We start from the raw sequence: 22,328 nt of genomic DNA, 5'->3' as shown, positions 1-22,328 counted from the left end.
CGTTAGTTTTACAGCTTAAAGGGTGGGGTTAATGATGTTGCTGACTCACCAAGACGAGCTTAAACAGTTACTTAATAAGTTTTCCGCTAATGTTCCCGGTTTCTTTTTTCAGCTGCACCTTGCCGCTACAGGGCGTTATAACTTATTAATGTTATCGGATAACGCCGCTCAGGCGTTAGGTTTGCCAGTGCAGGAGCAAGCTAAGCAGGCACTAGCTAGAGTTCACGCCGATGATCAAACCGCTTTACAGCAGAGCTTTGCACATTCGGCCAAACATGGTGTGCCCTGGCGTTTACAATTTCGTTATCAGCACCCAGCGGGGCAGTATTGCTGGTTTGAGGGGCATGCTACGCCAAGTTTCTATCAAGAAAATAGTCTGTTATGGCATGGTTATATCAACGATATTACCGCCATGAAACAGCATGAGTTAGCGTTAGCGGAATATGCCAGTCAGCATCGGGAGATTGTTGATAATATTCTGGATGCCATTATCACCATCGATCAATCCGGGCTTATTGCGACCTTTAGTCAGGCGGCGACTAAGATCTTTGGTTATCAAGCGGCCGAGGTTGTTGGCAAAAATATCTCAATTCTAATGCCTGAGCCTGATCGCAGTGCGCATGATCGCTATATGCAACGTTACCATGCGACAGGTGAGCCACGGGTGATTGGCACCAGTCGTGAGACTTATGCACAGCACAAAAATGGCCGGATATTTCCAATAGAGTTAAGGATTGCCCGTATTGAGCAAGCCGAAAGTTATAAATTTATTGGTATGATCCGAGATTTATCGGAGCGTAAGCGCGCGGAATTATTGATTGAACAGTTGGCGTTCTACGATCCTTTAACACAGTTGCCCAACCGGCGCTTGTTAAAACAACGCTTATCTCAAGCTTTAGATAGCTGTAAACAGCATTTAAATCAAGGTGCTGTTCTGTATATTGATTTAGATAATTTTAAACATTTAAACGACTCCTTAGGACACGGTACTGGCGATCAATTATTACGGCAGGTGGCAACGCGTTTAGAACAAAATGTTCGACAGGTGGATACGGTAGCTCGACTTGGCGGCGATGAATTTATTATATTGCTCTCTCATCTTTCTGCGGATCTGCCTGCAGCGATTCAACAAGCCAAGGCCATCGCCGAAAAGATCCGTTTTGTTTTAAATCAGCCCTTTACCCTAACGGATTTACGTTATGTGAGTAGTCCGAGTATTGGCATTACCTTGTTTTCAAATGCTAATAATTCGATTGATGAGTTATTGCAGCAAGCTGATTTAGCCATGTATCAAGCGAAAGCGGCTGGCAAAAATCAAATATGTTTATTTGATGTCTCCATGCAGGAACGGGCTTCAAGCAGAACGCAGTTAGAAAGTGCTTTACGCCAAGCTATTAGTAAACAGCAGTTGCAGCTCTATTTTCAGGGGTTACATGATCAGCAGGGGAGCTTAATCGGCGCAGAAGTCCTGTTACGTTGGTTTCATCCTGAGCTAGGTGCTATTAATCCTGCGGTATTTATTCCGATTGCTGAAGACAGTGGATTAATTAGTGAAATCGGTAGTTGGGTGTTAGAGCAAGCATGTCAGCAGCTGGCATTATGGCATGAACAGATGCCGGAGTTGCAATTGAAATTGTCGATTAACATCAGTGCCCGCCAGTTTCATCACGACGGCTTTTTACCGCAGGTCATTAGTACCTTAATGCGTTACCGTAAGCTATGTCATGCTTTGCAGTTTGAGTTGACCGAGAGTATTTTAGTATCGCGCGTCGCAGAGGTGGTGACCAAAATGCATAAGCTGCAATATTATGGGGTCACTTTTGCATTGGATGATTTTGGTACGGGCTATTCGTCGCTAAGTTATTTAAAGCGTTTGCCTTTAGCCTTGCTGAAAATTGATCGTAGCTTTATCCATGATCTGCTGCATGATCCTAATGATGCGGCTATTGCCAGTACCATTATTGCACTATCGAAAGCATTGGGGCTTGAAGTGATCGCCGAGGGGGTGGAAACCCAAGCTCAGCGTGATGCTTTAGCCGAGTTGGGGTGTTTTCTGTATCAAGGGTTTTATTTTAGTAAGCCATTGGCAGCTGATGATTTTATCCAACAACATTGTCGTGCTTTGCTTACGTAAACTATTTTTAGATTAGGTTTTCAGCACGACCGTATTACGCCCGGCTTTTTTCGCAGCATACAAGGCTTCGTCTGCTCGTTTTAAGAGTTGCAGTGGTGTTTCGTCCTTTTGCTTAATACAGCAGCCTAAACTTATCGTAATATTTACAGTCTGTTCGGCACGGCTTTGGCCGCGCAGGTGTTTGCCTGTGTCTGTCTCATTGGGGCGATCGCTGTTACGGATCACCAAGGGATACTCGGCAACCGCCAGCCTAACTTCTTCCAGTTTTTCCGCTAATACCGCAGTATTGTTGTGCCCAAACACCAAGGTAAATTCTTCTCCACCATAGCGATAAGCACTCAGGCCTTTGATTTTACTTAAAATACTGCCTAGTAATTTTAACACCTGATCGCCCACATCATGGCCATAGGTATCGTTAAACTTTTTAAAGTGGTCCACATCCAGCATACAGACTGCGCTTTTTCGGCCTAAGCGGTTCAAATGCGCCATCAGTGCGCGGCGTTGCGGTAGTTGCGTTAGCTCATCAATATAAGCTAAATGCAGCATCTGAAAGGCAAGGGTGAGTAAAATCGCTAAGGATGCCGCGACCACATTCCAGCCAGACAGAGCGGGGGAATCGCTAAACGCCAAGCTGGCAAGGGTGGCTAACCAGACAGCAAATTGCCCCCACAAAGCGGGATGCGGTGGTTTTAAATTAATGGCAATCAACCAAATGCCGGCGATGATGGCGTAAAACCACGCATGCAGCCCAGTGAGAGATGCGCTGCCAACTAAGGGTTGCCAGACGACAGCAGGGAGTTGCGCTTGCAGTAACCATTGATCTAGCGGTAAGGCAATTCCCAACAATATAAGCGCAGGGCCAGTGAGCAGCAGCAACAGTCCCTTAGGTTTCGTGAGTAACGGTTTGGGGCTTAATGCCAGCAGCAACATAATCACTGATACCAGTAATGGCATCGCGACATTGGCGGTATGAGGATCTGCGCTATCTGGCAGCTGGGCAAGCTGATATTGCAGGGCCGCATAACAGCTAGCTAATAAGGTGAGCCAATAAATCCAGTCGGTTTGTCGCATCAGCAGCGCCAATAATGCCAGCGCTGCGAGTGCCAGATAGGTAGTTTCCGGAAAAGGCAGTAAGGAAAAGAGAGGATGTTCAGGTACAAAGCACGCAGCAGCAATCAGTAAAAAAACAGGAGACAGAATAATCAGTGGCACATTGACCTCAATTGGCTGCAGTCTGGGTAAAAAGTGTTTTATCTGGGTGCAGAATAGAGGAACAGCTTGAGCCAAGCAAGTCTTTGCCTTTCTCTGCGATTTTTGACTTGGCAGCAACGGCTGGCATGATGCATTCCCTGTAGGGGGCTGCTAAGATGGGGGTGTTTCTTTATTAAGCCAATATGGCAGGGATCGCAGTGAGCCAATTACTCCCATCTGTTTACAAGATAAACTTTACCACCCTCAACCTTTGGCGCTGGTATTGTGTACTAATCGGCTTAGCCTGGTTGTCTGGCTGTGCGATGGTGTCGGTCTCCAATGTCGATAGTCGTGACTTTGTAAAACAGCGGCGAGGCGATGTGTTAACCACCGGTGAGCTAAGCCAATACAGTTTGGTGGTATTACAAATTCTCGGTCAAGAGCCCGGCGCCTGTGAAAGTCGTGCTGCAGAATGTGCGGAGATGCTGCATACTGCCATTGGCTTAAATACGCCTCAGCGTTTATCCGCCATGTCAGAGCTTTGGATGTACCATGCGTTAGCGCTGGGTAAAAGACCACTCCAAGGCGGGGGCGATGAAATTAATGCCTATCTGATGAGCGCCCGTTATGCCTATGCCTATTTATTTTTCTCCGGTGTGGCCCCAACGCAACGGGTGTTTGAAGATCGGCAAACTCAGGTTAGAGACTACTATAATTTTGCCGTGCAGCAAGTAGCCGTGCTGTTATTTGAACAACAGCAGCAGGTGCAACAGCAAGACGGCCGTTACCAGATTGCCAATTGGCAGATCGAGACGCATTTTCAACATCAGCGTTATCACCCAGAGCGGCTGCCTTCCCAGTTATTACCTGCTGCGGCTATGTCGTTTAATGGTATCCGAAATCAATTCCGCCGAGATGGTTTAGGGGCAGAGCTGGTGGCAGTAGCCGCTACGCCTGCGGATAATGATGCTGTGTATAGCATGTTACCAACCCCCGTAGTGACTGCCTTGCTAGCCTTTAATGCGAATACCTTAGCGGAGCTGCTACAGAGTCAGAGTGTGACCTTAGCGTTATTAGACCCGTTACAGCAAGCCGCGTTTCAAAGCAGTGTGGCACAGGTGCCGTTAGCGGCTAATTTTACCGCCGGTTACGGCTTATGGTTAGCTCGCTCTGATTTCTCGCGGCAAGCATTGCGTAATTTGATGGGCTCGGCCAGTGCTTTACAAACGCCTCATATTTTTATGTTGCAGCCTTATGATCCTAACCGCAAAATTATTTTGATGTTACATGGCATTGCCAGTAGCCCAGAAGCCTGGGTTAATACTGCGAATGAAGTATTGGGTGATGCGGCGCTTCGTGAGCGTTATCAAATTTGGCAGTTGTATTATCCGACCAACCTGCCGCTGATTATTAATTTACAAAGCATAAGAGAAACGGTGTTAGCCACCTTGCAAGCGGTCGATCCTGACGGTACCCATGCTGCCTCGGATGATATGGTGATTATCGGCCACAGTATGGGAGGGCTGTTAGCCCGTTTATTGGTCTCGGAAGATGATGGCACTTTTTTAGATCGTTTGAGCGAGTTATTGCAATTAGATCCAAAACGCAAAAGACGCTTAGCCGAGCGTTTTAGTGCAGAGTTAAGCATCCATAGTTTACCAGGGGTGACACGCGCGGTGTTTATTGCCGCACCGCATCGTGGCACTGATGTTGCCGATTATCGCTTAGCGCGCTGGCTGGCGGGCTTGATTACGCTGCCCGTTAAGGTGCTGGAGAAGGTGCATCAATTTACCGAAGTAGTGCTAGATCCTGAGCAAGAGATTGCGCCACCCAAAGTGCGCTTTACCAGCATTGATAACCTAAGCGAACATGACAGCTTTATTCGTGCCGCTATTGCGTTACCGATTTACCCTAAAGTGAAATACCATTCGATTATTGGGGTCGAGAATCCGCAGGCTCCCGTGGTCAAACAATCGGATGGTGTTGTACCCTATTTAAGTGCGCATTTAGAGGGTGCTGAATCGGAAATGGTGATTCGCTCATGCCATAGTGTGCAGGAAACATCTGCTGCTATTTTGGAGTTACGCCGGATTCTTTATCAGCACCTCACTGAACTGCCTTAAGCAGGTAACCTGACAAGCTTGCGACAGATCAAGGCAGCGACGCTTTAAGCATTTTATACTGCGCGCCAGATTAGGTGCAGGTAAGGGTAACAAATGCAAAAGCTGAGTTGGGATGCGGCCTTAGTGGCTAAGTACAATATTAATGGGCCACGTTATACCTCTTATCCTACCGCCTTGGCGCTGCAAAGTGGGTTCGAGCATGCCGCTATTGCCCATGCCTTAGCCGAGGCGGGTTCTGAGTTAAGTTTATATTTACACATCCCTTTTTGTCATAAGCTATGTTATTACTGCGGTTGCAATAAAATGGTGACACGCCAGCAGCACAAAGCCGATGCTTATTTAGATGCACTGGCGCAAGAAATGGCCATGTATCACCCCCTACTACAACAAAAAACGATTAATCTGGTGCATTTAGGCGGCGGCACTCCTACCTTTTTAACAGAGGCGCAATTAACCCGGTTGATGGCATTATTGCGCCAGTATTTTACGTTGTTACCCACCGCTGAGCTGAGTATCGAAATTGACCCACGTAGTTGTAGTGACGAAAAGCTAAGGCACTTGAAACAGCTGGGCTTTAACCGAGTGAGTTTTGGCGTGCAAGATTTAGACGAGAAGGTGCAAATTGCCATTAATCGTGTGCAAGATACGGCCTTGATTCGACATCAGGTAACACTTTGCCGTGAACTCGGGTTTAGTTCGGTGAATTTAGATTTAATCTATGGCTTACCTTATCAACATGCGGCGAGTTTTGCAGAGACTGTGGCGGAAATTATCCGGCTAGATCCTGATCGTATTTCACTATTTAGTTATGCACATTTACCCGAACGTTTTGCCGCGCAGCGCAAAATTCCAGAGAGTAGCTTACCCAAGGCGCCAGAAAAGCTGGCATTAATGCAGCTGGCGATTAACCAGTTTGTGGCCGCCGGCTACCAATTTATTGGTATGGACCATTTTGCAAAACCCACCGATGCGCTTGCCACGGCGCAACAAGCCGGTAAATTGCAGCGTAATTTTCAGGGGTACACCACCGCGGGGCAGGATGCACTGCTTGGGTTAGGTGTCTCTAGCATCAGCCAAGTGCAAGGCGTGTTGTGGCAAAACAGTAAGGAGGTTGCAGACTATAGCACGGCCTTGGCAAAGGGGCATTTACCGGTAGAGCGTAGTTTTACACTTAATGCCGATGATCGGCTACGGGCAGCCTTAATCAGCCAACTGATTTGTCACTTTACGTTAGATATAGCAGGCTTTAGTGAACAGTGGCAGTTAGCCGAGTTTTGGCAGTACTTCGCAACGTCCTTTGCGCAACTGCAACCCTTTATTGAAGATGGTTTGGTCGAGGTAGATGCGTATAAGCTGCAGGTAACCGAACGTGGCCGACTCTGGGTACGCAGTATTTGTGCTTGTTTTGATGCTTACCTGCAGCAAGGGCAACAACGTTATTCCAAGGTCGTGTAACACGATAGTAAACGCCAGCGACTAGAGCGCCGCTGGCGTTAAGGTACCTTACTTTTGCAGTAAGTGTTGTTATAAACCCGCCAAAAAGTCTCCAGCAACGCATTCTGTTGCGCTGGATCAAAAGATTAATGTGGCAATTCCTTAAAATTGCCCGCTTTAATTTAGGCGTATTTAGGTGTTGGGCTGCTTGCCTTGGCGCTGCAAACCACACTGCTATGAGTAATATTATGTACAAACCCGAATTACTTTCCCCTGCGGGCAGTTTAAAAGCCATGCGGCTTGCTTTTGCGTATGGCGCAGATGCGGTGTACGCCGGTCAGCCCCGATATAGCTTAAGGGTGCGCAATAATGAGTTTGACTTAGCGGCGCTAGCAACTGGCATTAATGAAGCGCATGCTTTGGGTAAGCGTTTTTATGTGGTGGTGAATATTGCCCCGCATAACAGTAAGCTGACAACCTTTGTGCAGGACATGGCGCCGGTGGTAGCGTTACAGCCGGATGCCTTTATTGTGTCCGATCCTGGGGTGGTATTTTTACTGCGGCAGCATTTTCCTGAGGTAGCGCTGCACCTATCGGTACAGGCGAATACCGTCAATTGGGCAGCGGTTAAGTTTTGGCAAAGTCAGGGCGTGGAGCGGGTGATTTTATCGCGTGAATTGTCGGTAGAAGAAATTGCCGAGATCCGCCGCGAAGTGCCTGCCATGGAGTTAGAAGTTTTTGTGCATGGCGCCTTATGTATGGCCTATTCGGGCCGCTGTTTATTATCTGGCTATATCAACAAACGCGATCCGAATCAGGGCACCTGCACCAATGCCTGTCGTTGGCCTTATCAAGTGCATGCGGCCACAGAAGATGAGGTCGGGCAGTTTAAACCCATCAGTACACCGGCGTTAATTGAAGAGCAGGGGCGTCCGGGTGAATTAATGAGTATTGATGAAGATCTGCATGGCACCTACATTCTTAATTCTAAAGATTTACGTGCGGTAGAGCATGTCCCAGCGTTAACCGCCATGGGGGTTCATTCGCTGAAAATTGAGGGGAGAACCAAGTCACCTTATTATGTAGCGCGCACAGCGCAAGTGTATCGGCAGGCGATAGATGATGCGGCTGCAGGTAAAGCCTTTGATGCCACTTTATTACAAGAGCTTGAAGGTATGGCAAACCGTGGCTTTACCGAAGGGTTTTTACGTCGGCATAAACCCCAAGAAACACAAAACTATGCCACCAGCCATAGTATTGGCGAGCAATTATTGGTCGGCGAGTTTATTGGCGAGCAAGATAGTGAAGGCTTTGCCTTGCTAGAGGTTAAAAACCAGTTTGCTGTGGGGGATAACTTAGTCTTGATGTCACCTAGCGGTAATTTCAACTTTACCTTGCAGGCACTGCGCGATAAGCAAGATAACGCTTTGGTGCTGGCACCGGGTGCCTGTTATCAGTTGAGAGTGCTGCTACCGAAAACCATGTCGTTACACTTTGCCATGCTATTAAAGCAGCTACCGGCGGTAAGTGCAGCAGATGTGTTAGCCAAAGAAGTTAAGCTCGATGCCTGCGCTAATTGAGATCAGCTGTATAAATTGTGATATGTGCGTTCCAGAGTGCCCGAACGAGGCCATTAGCATGGGCGCACGCCATTATGAAGTTGACCCCGTACTTTGTACGGAGTGCCTTGGCTACTATGACAAGCCCACCTGTATCGAGGTCTGCCCAATTGACTGTGTGATCTTAGTAGCCGAAGGCCTTGATGAATATAGCGCTTAGCGCCCCTGTTCGTGATCTATCGCCTGTTGGATGGTGCGATAAAGCGCTTGCCGCTGTGCCACCCAGTCGCGATGCGAGGCCACTGGCCAATTGCCATTAACGGCAATGACTAAGTTTCTGGCCGGATCGATAAAGATCCCTTGACCAAAAATGCCACGGCCTTGGAAGCTGCCATCGCCTTTAATCCACCACTGGTAACCATAAGCAAACTCTGCAAGGTTAGTGTTAACCTGGGCGGTAGTGGCTTTACTAAACCAATCCGCCGGGACGATGCTTTCGCCATTGACCTTGGCACCATTCAAAATAAACTGGCCAAAACGCGCAAAATCACGCGTGCTTGCTTGAATACAACATCCGCTGATCTCATGGCCGGTTGGGCCTAACACCCAACTCGCATCGTGTTCAGCCCCTAGCTTTGACCAAATCTTCTCAGACAGGTAACTGGCTAAGGGCTGCTGAGTGGCGCGGCTGACCAATAAACCAATCAGATTGGTTTCGCCGGTGCTGTACCAGTAGGTCGTGCCTGGCGGATGGGCGCGGGCGAGGGTACGCATATAACTGGCGGTTACATCCATGCCAGGTTCTGGCTGATGAAAATTAAACTTAGAGACGTCTGAGTTTGGATCAGCGTAGTCTTCGTTCCATTGGATACCTGAGGTCATGGTTAACAGTTGGGCGATGGTGACATCATCATAATTGCTGCCTTGCATCTCGGTAATATACTGACTAACTGGATCGTCCAAACTACTAATAAAACCGTCTTTCAGGGCGGCGCCAACCAGGGTGGAGGTAAAAGATTTCGCCACCGAAAAACTAGTCCATTTATCCTCAGCGCTAAAGTCTAGCCCATAGCGCTCTAAGCGTACTTCGCCATTTTGTAAGACCACTAAGCCAGCAATCCGTTGAGTCTGCATTGCCTCATCCAGCCAAGATGCGTCGAGCGTCAAGGGTTGGCCCTGCGGCAGTGCGACACTGCTGTCAGCTGCTTTAATAGTGGCTTTTGGCAACATATCGAGTTGGTCAATTAAGCGAAAACCGGCATCGCGTTGCTCCGTACTCCAAAACAGCACATTTTCATCTTTGGGTGGGTTTAGGATCAGCACCCGAAGATGTTTATCAAGGCTAAACCAGCCAATCAGCGCGGCAATCAGGATGACGCTGGCAATAATAAGTAACCACTTTTTCATAGGTAAATCCGAGAAACCCTGTTTCAACTAAAACTAACGTAGCGTTAGACTACTTTGCAATGGGTTTTATTGGCAATAGCGCGCAGCTGATTATGTTGGTCAGTTATGATTATCTGCCGCGAAAACTTTATGAAATGAGCGAAGCGAAGTCGCGGGGGTGTTCACCTAGCAGAAACTACAATTCAACGTTATTCAAGTGAACTCACTTGATAGCATACAGTCGTGTATGTATATTGGAGGTCCAACAGCTGAAGGCTATCTGACTAGGGTAAACCGTGTTTGATGACTTTTATTGCGTTGGATCTTTTGTACCTTTGCCAGTCTAATGCTGCCGCGTTAGACTGGTTTTTTTATGCCTTGCAACATCACATCAACAAAGGCGGCTGCTTTGGTTAAATCACAACAATCGGGCTGCAATAAATGCTTTCGGATCAAACCGCCAAGATAGGCATGAATGGCGCAAGCAGTAAGCTCAGGATCGATATTATCTTGCAGCAAGCCCTGTACTTTGGCACGTTGTAGGGCGCGGCTTATAACTGCCATGGCAGCACGATCGAGTTCTTCTTGCTTAGACACGGCTGGGTTAAGTTCGTCCATATATTCACAGCGATGGAAGATAATGGATAAGACTCGGTGCAGTCGCTCGCTATTGGCAATAAGCAGTAAAGAGCGGATCAGATGATCTCTGAGTTGCGCCAGTGGATCGCCTTGCGGTTGTTCATCTAATTCACTAAGCATTTGCTGAAAAGGTAAGCGAATCCGCTCTAGCATAGCGCTAAATAGGGCTGATTTATTTTCAAAATGCCAATAAATTGCACCACGCGTCAATCCGGCAGCGCAGGCAATTTTTTCTAGTGTGGTACGGGAAACACCATGCTGATAAAACATTTCCTCAGCGGCGTCGAGTAGCTGTTCGCGGGTGGCTTCTGCTTCAAGTTTTGTTTTACGTGCCATAACTTCTTATTATTTAATCGCTTCTAACCTAAGTCTAGCATGCTATACGGATAGCAACGATTACGCAAACAAAGCTATTAATTAACAAAAAGACCGCAGTTGCGGCCATTTTGTTAATAGGTTTGGCTTGAATTAGCTAGGTACGAAACTGTTTACTATAACTTTGTAATTGCTGTGCCATCACACTGAGTTCAGCAGAGGTGCTATCTGCTTGTTCCGAACGTTGTTTGGTTTGCAAGGTTAGGTTGTTTACTTTTAATAGATTTTTGTCCATCTCTTGTACAACTACGCTTTGCTCTTCGGTTGCACTGGCGATTTGCATGGTCATATCGGCAATAGCGGTAACCGATTGCATGATTTCAGTTAGGGCTTGTTCGGCATTATCTGCAAGCTCTACGCCTTGATTCGCTCGACTTACCCCTGAATCCATGGTGTGCACGGCTGTCGCCGCGCTTTGTTGCAGCCGTTCAATTAACGCTTTGATCTCGGTAGTGGATTTTTGTGTCCGAGCAGCCAAGGTTCTTACTTCGTCAGCGACTACCGCAAAACCTCGACCTTGTTCACCTGCGCGAGCCGCTTCAATCGCCGCATTCAGTGCTAATAAGTTCGTTTGTTCGGCAATGCTTTGAATAGTGTCTAAAATGGTACCGATATTCAAACTTTCTTGTTTTACCGTTTGAATCGTATTGGAAGCTTGTGTGACTTCTTTGGCAATCTCGCCAATAGCATTAATGACTTTTTGTACAATTAACTGTCCATGTTCAGCCTGCTGTTCTGAATGACTGGTCGCCTCAGAGGTATTTTGCGCATGCTTCGCAACCTCCCCAATCGTTGCGGCCATTTGGTTCATGGCGGTAGCCAGTTGATCGACCTCTGCGGCCTGTCGTTGCAGGTCGGCATCTGTTGCGGCGGTAATGTCAGAGACTTGAATAGCATGGCTGGCAACATGATCAGCGCTTTGGCTTAAATTTCTGATGAGTTGCTGTAACTGCTGTTGCATTTGATTAAATGCCTGTGCAGCAAGACCTATTTCATCTCGATTGGTAATCACTAACGCTTTGCCTGATAAATCTCCTGCGGCAATTTGTGTTGTGCGTTCGGTAAGGAGTTTCATCGGTTCGGCAATCACTTTACGTAATAGCCAAGCAAATCCTAAAGCCGCAAGGATGGATAACACCATGGCTGACCAAACAATAAAACTCGCCAGCGTGTTGGTTTTTTCTGCTGCAGATAAGACTAAACGTCTTTCTTCTTCTAAAGCCATTCTGGCCTGTGTTAGCTGCTGTCTAAGCGTTGCTAGAACGGGTAAGGTGGTTTGCTGATAAAGCGTCAAGGCTGTTGAGTGTTCTACCTGAACTATTTGTTTAGCGCTGGCATGAAGCTCACTATGGGGCTGCTCCATGGCGATGATGGCTTGTTGCAATGTTGGCGAGCTATTTTGGAACAATTCACTTTTGGTAAATTCATAGTACCACTTACCAAAAGCACACTGTGTATGATCTAACTGTCCGTTAAAAGGGGTGTTAAACAGCAAGCTATTGGACAATTGATTGACCCAGACTAAATGATCAATTTCCCGCTCTAATTGCAAAATAGCGGTGGTGCGTTTTTGATTCGCCGCCGCTCTAGCCTGATCCATGGTACTTTGTGCCAGTTCCACAATAAAGGCAACCAACAGCATTAATAGTGCTAAGCTGCTGAAACTGAGTGTCAGTTTCTTGCCAACTGAAAAGGGTGGTTTAGTAACAATGCTAGCTTGAGAGTTGACTTGCATAAAGGGTTAACCTTGTTATGAGCTGAGTGATGTGTTGAAGGTGCTCAGTTAGAACACTTACAGTATGTCATGCAGTTAAATTTAATCATATTATACTTAAGACTAAAATGATTTAGCTTGTGTTAAAACAAGTTTCTAGCTGCTATGCCGTTGCGCTTATTCAGTCGCTGTTAAAGCGTACAGGGTTAATCTATGCTTTACTCACCAAGCACTAGGCTAGGTGACACGATCTTTCATTAAGCGATAAGCAGGAGCAAACTATGTTTTTAGGAAAAAAACGGCAAGCCGAAGCGAAGCCATCTCGCGCTGAGCAAACAGCGTTGTTTAAACTGCTGCCACTTGCGGTATGCGGTGGCTTACTAATCTCTGCATGTTCTCCCGCGCCCGAGTCAGTCACTGTGGCGGCAACGGAGTCCAGTACCTTACCTTTGGCTGATACTAGCCAAAATGCGTTGGATTGGGACGGGGTTTATCATGGGGTGTTACCTTGTGCCAGTTGCGAAGGTATCGACACACGCTTAACCCTGCACCAAGATGGACGCTATCAACTGGTTTCGGTGTATTTAGGCAAAGCGCCAGATAATCGTTTTGAACAAGTCGGTAACTTTCATTGGGATGCACAAGGTCGAACCATCCAACTGGATGCTACCAATGCAGATCCTATTTACTTCCGCGTAGAAGAAAACGGTTTGCGTCAGCTAGATTCGAGTCGTGAGCTGATTACGGGGCCTTTAGCAGAGCAGTATCGTTTAGCCAAGCAAGCTACTCCCGAGCAGCCCGAAGCGGCTGAGATTGCCGGCTTCACTGGCATTGATTGGCACTTAACTGAGTTGTTAGGCGATACCCTCGCTGAAAATAGTGGGGCCTTTGTGCATTTTGCTGCGGATGGTCGCGTTTATGGTAACGCTGGTTGTAATCAGTTTTCTGGTAGTTGGGGGTTAGCACAGCATCGGTTACGCTTAGGACAGATGGCGGTGACGATGCGCGCTTGTCCAGAGCCGCAAATGCAATTAGAGCAGCAATTTTTAGCACAACTGGCGCTGGCAGATAATTACAGTTTAGGGGAGCAAACCTTAAGTTTAAATAAAGCGCGCATGGCGCCGTTGGCAAGGTTCAGCATTAAAAAATAATGGTCGCGCCCTGAGCAATCGCCATGCTCAGGGCGTTGTTGCTGGCACATAATCAGGGTAAAGCAGATAAGGTAGCCGTTGTTGCCGAAAACGCTCTAAATCAGCTTGCCAGCTTTGTCTCATAGCGGCTTCACTAAACCCCAATTCAAGCTGCTTGCGAAAGGTGTCTGTGCCTGCCAATTTGTCTAAAAAGTCTGGCGCAGTGAAGATATCGCGGGCGTTATGCCGAAACAACTGCTGCCATTTCATTAAATACCCTAAAGTTAAACCGCCGGCCTTAACGTGTCGTAAATCCTCACCATGCACTTGTTGGTTCATTAAGGGGGGATTTAACGCTGCGCCCGGCGTACTTACCGGCATAAAGTTAAAATCAGCTAAAGCGAACTTATCAAAACCAATCACTTGGAATGGGAAAGGCGTGCCGCGACCAATACTTAAAGGCGTGGCTTCAAAAAAGCCTAGCGAGGGGTACAGCTTGACCGCTTGTTGATTGGGTAAATTCGGACTAGGTGGCACCGGCAAGTCATAGGGCTGTTCCCGTCGATAATTCGCGACGGGGATCACGGTTAAGGCAAGTTGATTGGCGTTTTCGATCCAGCCTTCGCCTTTAATCATTAACGCCAGTTCGCCCACGGTCATGCCATGCAGTAGCGGAATAGGATGCATGCCAACAAAAGATTGAAATGCCAGATCCAGAACTGGACCATCGACATAAGCCCCATTGGGATTAGGCCGATCTAAGATCAGCATCGGCACTGAAAACTCTGCGGCGGCCGCCATCATATAATGCATAGAGCTAATGTAGGTGTAAAAACGTACCCCGACATCTTGGATATCAAAGATCACCAGATCTAGCTGTTGCATTTGTGCCGCGCTAGGCTTTTTGCTAGCGCCATACATAGACAAAATCGGGATGCCGGTTTGTTCATCTATTTGATGGTCTACTTTCGCGCCGGCATCATGATTACCGCGGAAGCCATGCTCAGGCGCAAAAATGGCTGTGACTTTCACATTATGTTTAAGTAACACATCAACTAAATGCTGATCGCCAATTCGCGAGGTTTGGTTAACTAACAAGCCAACGCGTTTATCGGTAAGTAACGGCAGATATTTTTCAAGTTGCTCAGCACCCGTTCGCAAGCTTGGCGCGGGTTCTGCAGCAGCAAGACTAAACACTAAGCTGCAAACCAAAAACCACAGGTATTTCATCGTAAAGCCTCCAATGCTCGACTCACAAAACCTTGCTGTTGTTGTAACTGTTGCTCACAGTCAGTGATCGATTGACCGCTTAACAGATGCAATATGGCAAGTTTAGCGCGCATTTTGCTTTGTTCCAAGGCGACCTGTGCGGTGGCGAGATCACAGTCTGTAGCTTGCATAACAATACGCACCGCCCGCGCCACCAATTTTTCGTTACTCGCGTGTAAATCGACCATCAGGTTTTGATAGACCTTACCACTGCGCACCATGGCTGCGGTGCTTAGCATATTCAGGATCATTTTTTGCGCTGTGCCGGCTTTCATGCGCGTTGAGCCTGTGAGCACTTCGGGGCCCACATCGGCACAAATGGCAATATCGGCGTGATGTAACACTGGGGTATCAGCGTTACAACTAATACCGACTGTGGTCACCCCTTGTGTTTTGGCATAGGCAAGGGCACCCAGTACATAAGGCGTGCGACCACTGGCGGCGATCCCCACCACAAGATCCCGATGGTCTAATTGTATATTCTGTAAATCAGCAGCGCCCAGCGCGGCATTATCTTCCGCGCCCTCAACTGCTTTAAACATAGCGTTGTTGCCGCCTGCGATTAACCCAACAACCTGCGAACTGGGCACACTAAAAGTTGGCGGACATTCAACCGCATCTAAGATACCCAAACGGCCACTGGTGCCCGCGCCTAGATAGATCAAACGCCCGCCGGCGGCAAAGGCGCTGACAATATGCTCAACTGCCACCGCGATAGCCGGCAAGGCACTGTTTAAACGGCTAGCGATATGTTGATCGGCTTGATTGATCAACTGCACCAGCTCTAAGGTGGTTAGCCTATCCAGCTGCTGACTGGCGGGGTTACGTGCTTCGGTAGACAGGCTCGCCAGTTGTTGCACAAGCTGTTCGGTATTCATGGTGCCACTCGTTTTAACGCTGAACTCTGTGCCAGTTTTGCTGCCAGTACCAAACCACCTGCAAGTGCATCACCTTTGGCGGTCTGTAACTGCGATTGCAGAGCGGGGTCTAATAAGCTTAAGCAGGCTTCTGCTAGCCCTCCCATTAACACCAAGGGCAAGGGTTGCTGATTCAGGCAACATAACGCCAGTTCAGAAATCGCTTTGGCTTGTTGCGCTTGCAGCTGTTTCGCGGCGGGTTCATCGAACTGGTAAACCAAAGGCGCGAGCGCGGCATAGTCAGCCGGTTTAGCCTGTTTTAGCCAAGGTAAGATAGCATCGCTATCCTTACCACAATGTTGACTTACCGCTTGAAACAGTGGGCTAAGTGGCGTTTGCCAATCCATTTGCCAAAGTAGCTGGCGCACCAATTGTTGGCCTAGCCAAGCACCGCCACCTTCATCACCAATATTAAAGCCCCAGCCACCTACTTGTTGCTCTTGCCCATTGGGCAGCAAGCGCATCGCCACAGAACCGGTGCCAACAGCTACTACAGCAACAGGGCTACCTAAGTTAGCGCCATACAGTGACGTCTGCGCATCGGTGGTCAGTTGCCAAGCGGCAAAGGGCAAGCCTAGTACCTGGCTAAAATCATGATGTAATTTTGGATTGCTGGCGCCTGCCAAACCCAGTACCGCAGTGACTTGCTGGCTAGTGATCCCCGCCTGTTGGCATAATTCAATGCATAAGCCTCGGACGTTTTGCACTGCAGCCGTAAAGTCATTCGTTAGTTGCGCAGGCCCCGCCGCGCCTTGCCAGCGTTTGCCTGTGGTTTGGCAATATAATAAGCCAAGTGTTTTGGTGCCACCGCCATCAATGGCTAACAAATATTGCATAAAGCCTCCTGTGGCCTGTTAACTGCCCACTTTGTCAGAAGCAAAAACAGTTGCAAACTGCTGTTTGTTTTATCCGCTAAAGGCGATAACACTTTCACATATCGAGTATTAAGCGAAAAGCAAGCGTTTGGAATCATATCAGTAAAAACTGAATCGTTAGAGTTACACGCAGTAAAACATAAGTTTATCTGGGGTTAAAGAGCAAAAGGTAGATTTGTCTTGAACTTTATTGATGGCCAACGGCAGCGATAAAACGAGTGGTGACTCTTACTTACAGCATATTCGCGTCGGCAAGGCTTGTCTCTAAGGTAGCGCCGCTGGTAAAGTGCTGACTGGTAACAGACTTACTCGCCATAAGGTGCTGTAATGGCAATGTCGCAACATCGCTTTTTTCGGTTTTTCATTTTAACTTTTTTTTCTTCCCTCGCTTTTTGGAGTGCTATGGATACGCAAGCTGCTGCTCGAAAGCCCAGTGTTGATGTTCGTCAGATGCTCGGACAAAAACTGATGCTAGATTTACGCTACTATTGTGAGCAGCCGGTCGCACCAGGCCATTGTCGCACCCCTATGACCTCGTTACCGCCAGAGCTGGCGCAATTGCTAACGGATTATCAGATAGGCGGCGTAATTTTGTTTGCCGAAAATGTGCAACAAACCGCACAAATTATCCAGCTAACCCAGCAATTACAGGCAGTTGCTGCTGCGCAGGGTCATGGCTTGCCGATGTTTATTGGTATCGACCAAGAAGGTGGCCGGGTTGCTCGCTTACCTCGGCAACAATCGACTTCTTTTAGCGGCAATATGGCGATTGGTGCAACCTATGCTGCACATGGCACGGCATTTGCGACGTCGGTTGGCGAGATCTTGGCGAAAGAATTAGTTAGTTTAGGCATTAATGTTAATTTTGCGCCCACGGTGGATGTGAATGTGAATCCACAGAATCCGGTGATTAATGTGCGCTCTTTTGGTGAAGATCCACTGCGAGTTGCCACGCTAGGGGCTGCTATGACCTCGGCTATGCAGCAACAAGGACTTTTAGTTTCGTTAAAACACTTCCCGGGACATGGTGATACACATGTCGACAGCCATCATGGCTTGCCGCGGGTAGACCATAGCGTTGAGCAAATTGCACAAACTGATCTGCTGCCTTTTGCCGAGATTATTCAGCAGGCTGCACCGGCGATGATCATGACAGCCCATATTCAATTCCCAGCCCTAGATAGCTCGGTGTTTGTGAATAAAAACGGTGAAGAAATGCTGAAACCCGCGACTCTATCGCGGAAAATATTGCAGGGTGTGTTACGTGAACAGCTGAATTACCAAGGGCTGATAGTTACCGATGCTTTAGATATGGCCGGTATCAGCCAGTTTTTTACGGTACCGCAAGCGGTAGTAGAGACCTTTGCAGCGGGTGCTGATATCGCCTTGATGCCGGTAAAGCTGCAAAGCCCTGCTGAGCTAAAACAATTAAGCTTGCTATTGACTGAGTTAAGCGCGGCGGTTGCCAGTGGTAAGCTAGACTTAACCGAGCTAAGTGCCTCGTATCAGCGCATTGTGCAGGCGAAACAGCAGCTGGCTAACTTGCCCAAGCCGGAACTTCCTCGCGCGTTGGCGACCTTGGCGGCGCCTGCGCATCGTGCTGTTGAACTGGCTTTAGCCCGCGCTGCGGTGACGGTCGTCAGCGGTGCTGAGCGCTTGCCGTTGCAGCTCAATGGCAAAAAAACCGTGTTACTGATGCCTGACACCAGTAAAGGCACGGTGTTACGTCATTATTTACAGCAGCTCGCCCCCGGCAGTGGCGAGCTGACCTTGATTAGCTTACAGCGCTTAAACCTTGATGCCGCCAAACAGCAGATTGCCGCAGCCGATCAGGTGATCGCGGCCTTTATTTCGCCGATGCAATCTTTGGTTGAAATGGGCGGTATGGATGACCTCGCTGGTCAAACGAATATGGCCGACGCTTATGCCAAGCAACAACAGTATTTTTATCAATTGTTGCAATATGGTGCGGCCTTGAAAAAAGATCAGACCTTTATCAGTTTACGCTCGCCCTATGAAATAAGCCTGTATGCACCTTTGGTACAACGCAGTTTAGCCACTTATGCCTATCACAACTGGCAGCAAGCAGACGGCGAATTAGTTAGCCCAGTCTATCAAGCGCTGGCTGAAGTGTTATTAGGCAAGCGTACAGCAACCGGGCAGTTACCTGTTACTTTAGTGCCGCTGTCTGCAGCGCAAAGTCGGCATTAATGTTAGGGATTAGCGCGCATTGCCGTGGGATTTTAGCGCAGCAGCCAGCTGGTCGCTGGCTGGCGTTGGATATCTTGCGTGGTTTAGCCATTATGGCCATGATCTTGGTGAATAACCCTGGCAGCTGGCAGTATGTTTATGCCCCCTTACGCCATGCCGAGTGGCATGGTTGGACACCCACTGATCTGATTTTCCCCGCTTTTATTGTGATGGTGGGGATTGCACTGCCGCTCAGTTTAGCTGCTAACACTGGTTTGAATCGTGCAGCGCTGCTGCGAAAAGGCGCTATTCGTGCGTTAAAGCTGTATGCGCTAGGCTTATTCTTGGCGCTGTTTTATTACAACTTTCGTGATCCCGCTTATAGTTACATTGAGCAAAAACTTATGACAGTGCGCTGGTCAGGTGTACTGCAACGCATTGGTATTGTGTACTTTTTTACCTTGCTTATCGTGTTATTTACCAGCACACGTGGCCGACTCTTTTGGCTGTTTGGGCTCTGTGTCGTGTATTTGGTAATAATGCAGCTTATGCCTTACAGCGATGCACAAGGGCAGCGTTTTGTGGGGCTGTGGGAGCATGGCAATAATTTTGCCGCTTGGTTAGATCATCAGGTATTAGGGGCTAGCCATGTCTATTTCCGCGATGCGACACCCTTTGCCTTTGATCCTGAAGGGATCTTAAGCACCTTACCGGCTATAGCCAGTTGTTTAAGCGGGGTGTTAATCGCGCAATTACTGCAAAGCGAGCGGCCTTTGGCGTTTAAAATTCGCATCCTGTTATTGGCTGGGGTGGCGGCCGTCTGGATCGCCGAGTTGATGCATCCGCTGTTACCCATCAATAAACTGTTATGGACGCCCAGCTTTGTCTTATTAAGTAGCGGTTATACCGCGCTGCTGCTGGCGGCGACCTTGTGGTTAACGGCTGTAAAAGGTTACCGGTTATGGGGTGCGCCCTTGGTGGTGTTTGGGGTGAATGCCATCTTATTTTTTATGTTAGCTGGCCTTGCCGCGCGAGTGTTAGCCATGATCCCCGTTGCTCAGACTACCTTGGGCAATTGGTTGTTTTTAAATGTGTTTCAGCCAGTGCTGGGTAACTATAATGGCTCTTTGGGCTTTGCGTTGATGTTTTTAGTCTTGTCGTATGGCGTTATGCTGCTGTGTTATCGGCGTGGTTTTATTTTTAAAGTGTAAATACAGCCAAGCGGCTTAAAAAGTGCTGGCCATGTTGCGACAGCAACCAGATCAGCAAAATACTGTTCGCTAAAACCACCAGCCAAAATTCGCGCTGAAATAAGGGTTTACTGCGCTTGTGCGCCAATTTCTTTTGAGCAAATAAGGCACCAGGCCAGCCACCAATTAAGCTAAACATTTGTAAGCTTTCTTCAGGCAGGCGCTGCACTTGACGGGCAATAGCGGCATTTTTATCGGCTTCGTACAGCCAATAGGTAAATAAACTGGCTTCTAGATACAGAATGGGCAGTAAATACGGCAAAGAGCCAAACAGCAAGGCAATAATCACCAGCATTAAAAATCCGGCGCGAAAGTACAACGCGACTGCTTGGGTATAATTAAGATCCACATTGTTGTGTAAGGTCGTCGTGCTAAGACGTTGTGACTCAGGGGCGTTTACAAAACGTAGTGCAGTTGCAATAGTTCGCCCTTGTTTATCCGTTCCCTTGGCAAAAGTGAGAGTGTCACCTTCCTGCGGTCTGAGCTTCTGCTTAGTTTGTGTATCAGGCTGCAAATCGCGAATATGAAAAAACAGCTTTTCAGCCGTTTGGTCGCAGATCAGAAAGCCAAAGCCTTTCCGATCTTGCCAAAATACTACTTTACCGGTTAAAGGCATCTGCTACACCTTAGCCACCCAAGCAAAGCGAGGGGCCTAATGCTAGAAGATAACCTTAGCATGTGCTTACTCCTGAATGCGGAGGCGCATTGAGAGATCTATGGCCTGCACATGCTTAGTTAAGGCGCCACTAGAAATAAAATCCACGCCGGTGCTGGCTAGCTCGGTTAAGCGCTCGCTAGTGATATTGCCAGAAACTTCCAGTTTCGCTCTGCCAGCATTGATACTGACCGCCTGTTGGATATCGGCAAAACTAAAGTTATCCAGCATAATAATATCGGCTTGCGCCGTCAGTGCTTCTGCCAGTTCTTGCAGGTGCTCCACTTCCACTTCGACGGGCTTGCCTGGGAAATTCAGCCGCGCTTGTTTTACCGCTGCTGTAATTGAGCCTGCCGCGGCAATATGGTTTTCTTTAATTAAAAATGCGTCGAATAAACCAAAGCGATGATTCAGTCCGCCACCGCAACTTACCGCATATTTTTGGGCAAATCTCAGGCCCGGTAGTGTTTTGCGCGTGTCGAGTAACCGCGTAGCACTCCCCGCCAAAAAACTAACATAGTGTGCAGTGGTGGTGGCCGTACCGCTTAATAATTGCAAAAAGTTAAGCGCGCTGCGCTCACCGGTCAGTAAAGTACGAGCCGGGCCGCTCAGGGTACATAACAGGCTATTTGCCGCGACATGTTGGCCGTCAGCAACCTGCCACTCGATACGCACCGTATCCCCAAGCTGCTTAAACACTTCGTCAACAAAGGCCGTACCACATAGCACGCAATCTTCACGCGTAATAATGGTGGCCGTGGCGACTTGTTCGGCGGGGATCAGCGAAGCGGTAATATCGCCTTGCCCAATAGATTGCATGCCTAAGTCTTCGGCTAGGGCGGCAGCAACGGCACGCTGCAGTTCTGCAGCCAGTAACGGGTGTAATGTCGGTGTGGATACGCTAGTCATAGTCAGATAAGTTGAATTAATGTGAGTTGATTACCTTGTTGTCGGAATTCTAACTGCTTTAAGGCGCTCATACCTAGTAAAATCTCAGTACCAGCCAAATTAGGCACAATACTCGCGGGGACATTGTTGAGGGTGATCAAACCTAGTTTCAGTTCAGAAATTTCGCTGCGCCAAGCCGTCGTTACGCCATTGGCGGTAGAGACTCGAATCGGCTGACCTTTAATTAAGCCTAACTTGCTGGCGGCGGCTTCAGACAGGGCAACCGTGGTGGCGCCCGTATCTAGTAAAAAATCTACCGGCTGACCATTGATTAAGGCTACCCCCAAATAATGCCCAGCGCGATTGCGGGTTAGTTCGGTGGTAATGGTATTGCCGCTAACGCTGCTTAGTAAGCGTTGATTGGGATTTTGCTGTTCACTTAAGTAATCGGAAAAAAACCAAAACAGGCCGCCACCGACCAGTAACCAAGTGATTAAGGTAAATATTTTACCAAAGGAAGAACTGACGTCTGGCGCTTGCATAAATTTAATCCTGCATTGACAATAGCAGCACAGCTTAATTAGGCCGTAGCAAAAGGC

18 protein-coding genes are annotated in these 22,328 nt (G+C 48.1%); 8 read left to right on the top strand and 10 right to left on the bottom strand.

The features are described from left to right. The first annotated feature begins 31 nt into the window (after window positions 1-31). Window positions 32-2,134 (top strand): putative bifunctional diguanylate cyclase/phosphodiesterase, encoded by a 2,103-nt coding sequence (locus tag ACO1PK_RS05425; RefSeq protein WP_423187656.1) that lies wholly within the window; start codon window positions 32-34, stop codon window positions 2,132-2,134. A gap of 12 nt (window positions 2,135-2,146) precedes the next feature. Here the strand turns inward: ACO1PK_RS05425 and ACO1PK_RS05420 are convergent, their stop codons facing one another. After that, window positions 2,147-3,346 carry a diguanylate cyclase gene (locus tag ACO1PK_RS05420; RefSeq protein ID WP_423187655.1) on the bottom strand — a complete coding sequence of 400 codons (1,200 nt, stop codon included), beginning with the start codon at window positions 3,344-3,346 and terminating at the stop codon, window positions 2,147-2,149. 197 nt (window positions 3,347-3,543) lie between these two features. Between ACO1PK_RS05420 and ACO1PK_RS05415 the strand changes: the two genes are divergently transcribed. The 4 genes from ACO1PK_RS05415 to ACO1PK_RS05400 all read left to right on the top strand — a co-directional run bounded on the left by ACO1PK_RS05415 (window position 3,544) and on the right by ACO1PK_RS05400 (window position 8,661). Then, the gene (locus tag ACO1PK_RS05415) at window positions 3,544-5,448 is read left to right on the top strand and encodes an esterase/lipase family protein (protein WP_423187654.1); all 1,905 of its coding nucleotides are present in this window, start codon (window positions 3,544-3,546) and stop codon (window positions 5,446-5,448) included. Between the two features lie 93 nt (window positions 5,449-5,541). Continuing rightward, on the top strand, window positions 5,542-6,903 hold the full coding sequence (hemN, locus tag ACO1PK_RS05410) for an oxygen-independent coproporphyrinogen III oxidase (protein WP_423187653.1): 1,362 nt from the start codon (window positions 5,542-5,544) through the stop codon (window positions 6,901-6,903). 227 nt (window positions 6,904-7,130) lie between these two features. Then, window positions 7,131-8,462 (top strand): tRNA 5-hydroxyuridine modification protein YegQ, encoded by a 1,332-nt coding sequence (gene yegQ, locus ACO1PK_RS05405; protein WP_423187652.1) that lies wholly within the window; start codon window positions 7,131-7,133, stop codon window positions 8,460-8,462. Then, complete coding sequence (locus tag ACO1PK_RS05400; protein WP_423187651.1) at window positions 8,446-8,661, top strand: YfhL family 4Fe-4S dicluster ferredoxin; 216 nt, start codon at window positions 8,446-8,448, stop codon at window positions 8,659-8,661. Before yegQ ends, ACO1PK_RS05400 begins: the two co-directional genes overlap by 17 nt. Here the strand turns inward: ACO1PK_RS05400 and ACO1PK_RS05395 are convergent. The 3 genes from ACO1PK_RS05395 to ACO1PK_RS05385 form a co-directional block, all read right to left on the bottom strand. Continuing rightward, entirely contained in the window at window positions 8,658-9,848 is a 1,191-nt protein-coding gene (locus ACO1PK_RS05395) for a serine hydrolase domain-containing protein (RefSeq protein ID WP_423187650.1), read from the bottom strand. The genes ACO1PK_RS05400 and ACO1PK_RS05395 overlap by 4 nt on opposite strands. Window positions 9,849-10,184: 336 nt before the next feature. Next, complete coding sequence (locus ACO1PK_RS05390; RefSeq protein ID WP_423187649.1) at window positions 10,185-10,802, bottom strand: TetR family transcriptional regulator; 618 nt, start codon at window positions 10,800-10,802, stop codon at window positions 10,185-10,187. A 136-nt stretch (window positions 10,803-10,938) separates the two neighbouring features. Then, a complete protein-coding gene (locus ACO1PK_RS05385; protein ID WP_423187648.1) occupies window positions 10,939-12,576 on the bottom strand; it encodes a methyl-accepting chemotaxis protein in 1,638 nt (545 codons plus the stop codon). A gap of 260 nt (window positions 12,577-12,836) precedes the next feature. Between ACO1PK_RS05385 and ACO1PK_RS05380 the strand changes: the two genes are divergently transcribed. Continuing rightward, window positions 12,837-13,706: a copper resistance protein NlpE N-terminal domain-containing protein gene (locus ACO1PK_RS05380; protein ID WP_423187647.1), complete on the top strand. Its 870-nt coding sequence runs from the start codon at window positions 12,837-12,839 to the stop codon at window positions 13,704-13,706. A gap of 27 nt (window positions 13,707-13,733) precedes the next feature. Here ACO1PK_RS05380 and ACO1PK_RS05375 read toward each other — a convergent pair whose 3' ends face one another. Genes ACO1PK_RS05375 through ACO1PK_RS05365 form a run of 3 tightly spaced genes read right to left on the bottom strand, consistent with a single transcriptional unit; the run spans window position 13,734 to window position 16,707 of the window. After that, the gene (locus tag ACO1PK_RS05375; protein WP_423187646.1) at window positions 13,734-14,915 is read right to left on the bottom strand and encodes an exo-beta-N-acetylmuramidase NamZ family protein; all 1,182 of its coding nucleotides are present in this window, start codon (window positions 14,913-14,915) and stop codon (window positions 13,734-13,736) included. Beyond that, on the bottom strand, window positions 14,912-15,832 hold the full coding sequence (gene murQ / locus ACO1PK_RS05370; protein WP_423187645.1) for an N-acetylmuramic acid 6-phosphate etherase: 921 nt from the start codon (window positions 15,830-15,832) through the stop codon (window positions 14,912-14,914). Before murQ ends, ACO1PK_RS05375 begins: the two co-directional genes overlap by 4 nt. Next, window positions 15,829-16,707 carry a BadF/BadG/BcrA/BcrD ATPase family protein gene (locus tag ACO1PK_RS05365; RefSeq protein WP_423187644.1) on the bottom strand — a complete coding sequence of 293 codons (879 nt, stop codon included), beginning with the start codon at window positions 16,705-16,707 and terminating at the stop codon, window positions 15,829-15,831. Before ACO1PK_RS05365 ends, murQ begins: the two co-directional genes overlap by 4 nt. A gap of 441 nt (window positions 16,708-17,148) precedes the next feature. On the opposite strand from ACO1PK_RS05365, the gene ACO1PK_RS05360 reads away from it, so the two are divergent. After that, window positions 17,149-18,957 carry a glycoside hydrolase family 3 protein gene (locus ACO1PK_RS05360; RefSeq protein ID WP_423187643.1) on the top strand — a complete coding sequence of 603 codons (1,809 nt, stop codon included), beginning with the start codon at window positions 17,149-17,151 and terminating at the stop codon, window positions 18,955-18,957. Beyond that, the gene (locus tag ACO1PK_RS05355) at window positions 18,957-20,147 is read left to right on the top strand and encodes an acyltransferase family protein (protein ID WP_423187642.1); all 1,191 of its coding nucleotides are present in this window, start codon (window positions 18,957-18,959) and stop codon (window positions 20,145-20,147) included. The genes ACO1PK_RS05360 and ACO1PK_RS05355 overlap by 1 nt, the downstream gene beginning before the upstream one ends. On the opposite strand, the gene ACO1PK_RS05350 is transcribed toward ACO1PK_RS05355, so the two are convergent. The 3 genes from ACO1PK_RS05350 to ACO1PK_RS05340 all read right to left on the bottom strand — a co-directional run bounded on the left by ACO1PK_RS05350 (window position 20,137) and on the right by ACO1PK_RS05340 (window position 22,271). Next, window positions 20,137-20,802, bottom strand: coding sequence for a DUF1294 domain-containing protein (locus ACO1PK_RS05350; protein ID WP_423187641.1), 666 nt, complete (start codon window positions 20,800-20,802; stop codon window positions 20,137-20,139). The two genes, ACO1PK_RS05355 and ACO1PK_RS05350, sit on opposite strands and share 11 nt — an antisense overlap. A 66-nt stretch (window positions 20,803-20,868) precedes the next feature. Beyond that, entirely contained in the window at window positions 20,869-21,750 is an 882-nt protein-coding gene (gene nadC / locus ACO1PK_RS05345; protein ID WP_423187640.1) for a carboxylating nicotinate-nucleotide diphosphorylase, read from the bottom strand. A gap of 2 nt (window positions 21,751-21,752) precedes the next feature. Then, entirely contained in the window at window positions 21,753-22,271 is a 519-nt protein-coding gene (locus ACO1PK_RS05340; protein ID WP_423187639.1) for a retropepsin-like aspartic protease family protein, read from the bottom strand. Window positions 22,272-22,328: the final 57 nt, after the last annotated feature.

This window comes from Alishewanella sp. d11, assembly GCF_049390205.1.
GTDB lineage: Bacteria > Pseudomonadota > Gammaproteobacteria > Enterobacterales > Alteromonadaceae > Alishewanella.
Note: the sequence above shows the minus strand (reverse complement) of the source record. Positions and strands in the feature narration are given on the sequence as shown.

What these genes read in the sequence shown, in the direction of transcription:
- ACO1PK_RS05425 (WP_423187656.1), top strand. Translation starts at nt 32, where the DNA reads ATGATGTTGCTGACTCACCAAGACGAGCTTAAACAGTTACTTAATAAG.
- hemN (WP_423187653.1), top strand. Translation starts at nt 5,542, where the DNA reads ATGCAAAAGCTGAGTTGGGATGCGGCCTTAGTGGCTAAGTACAATATT.
- yegQ (WP_423187652.1), top strand. Translation starts at nt 7,131, where the DNA reads ATGTACAAACCCGAATTACTTTCCCCTGCGGGCAGTTTAAAAGCCATG.
- ACO1PK_RS05400 (WP_423187651.1), top strand. Translation starts at nt 8,446, where the DNA reads ATGCCTGCGCTAATTGAGATCAGCTGTATAAATTGTGATATGTGCGTT.
- ACO1PK_RS05395 (WP_423187650.1), bottom strand. Translation starts at nt 9,848, where the DNA reads ATGAAAAAGTGGTTACTTATTATTGCCAGCGTCATCCTGATTGCCGCG.
- ACO1PK_RS05390 (WP_423187649.1), bottom strand. Translation starts at nt 10,802, where the DNA reads ATGGCACGTAAAACAAAACTTGAAGCAGAAGCCACCCGCGAACAGCTA.
- ACO1PK_RS05385 (WP_423187648.1), bottom strand. Translation starts at nt 12,576, where the DNA reads ATGCAAGTCAACTCTCAAGCTAGCATTGTTACTAAACCACCCTTTTCA.
- ACO1PK_RS05380 (WP_423187647.1), top strand. Translation starts at nt 12,837, where the DNA reads ATGTTTTTAGGAAAAAAACGGCAAGCCGAAGCGAAGCCATCTCGCGCT.
- ACO1PK_RS05375 (WP_423187646.1), bottom strand. Translation starts at nt 14,915, where the DNA reads ATGAAATACCTGTGGTTTTTGGTTTGCAGCTTAGTGTTTAGTCTTGCT.
- murQ (WP_423187645.1), bottom strand. Translation starts at nt 15,832, where the DNA reads ATGAATACCGAACAGCTTGTGCAACAACTGGCGAGCCTGTCTACCGAA.
- ACO1PK_RS05365 (WP_423187644.1), bottom strand. Translation starts at nt 16,707, where the DNA reads ATGCAATATTTGTTAGCCATTGATGGCGGTGGCACCAAAACACTTGGC.
- ACO1PK_RS05360 (WP_423187643.1), top strand. Translation starts at nt 17,149, where the DNA reads ATGGATACGCAAGCTGCTGCTCGAAAGCCCAGTGTTGATGTTCGTCAG.
- ACO1PK_RS05355 (WP_423187642.1), top strand. Translation starts at nt 18,957, where the DNA reads ATGTTAGGGATTAGCGCGCATTGCCGTGGGATTTTAGCGCAGCAGCCA.
- ACO1PK_RS05350 (WP_423187641.1), bottom strand. Translation starts at nt 20,802, where the DNA reads ATGCCTTTAACCGGTAAAGTAGTATTTTGGCAAGATCGGAAAGGCTTT.
- nadC (WP_423187640.1), bottom strand. Translation starts at nt 21,750, where the DNA reads ATGACTAGCGTATCCACACCGACATTACACCCGTTACTGGCTGCAGAA.
- ACO1PK_RS05340 (WP_423187639.1), bottom strand. Translation starts at nt 22,271, where the DNA reads ATGCAAGCGCCAGACGTCAGTTCTTCCTTTGGTAAAATATTTACCTTA.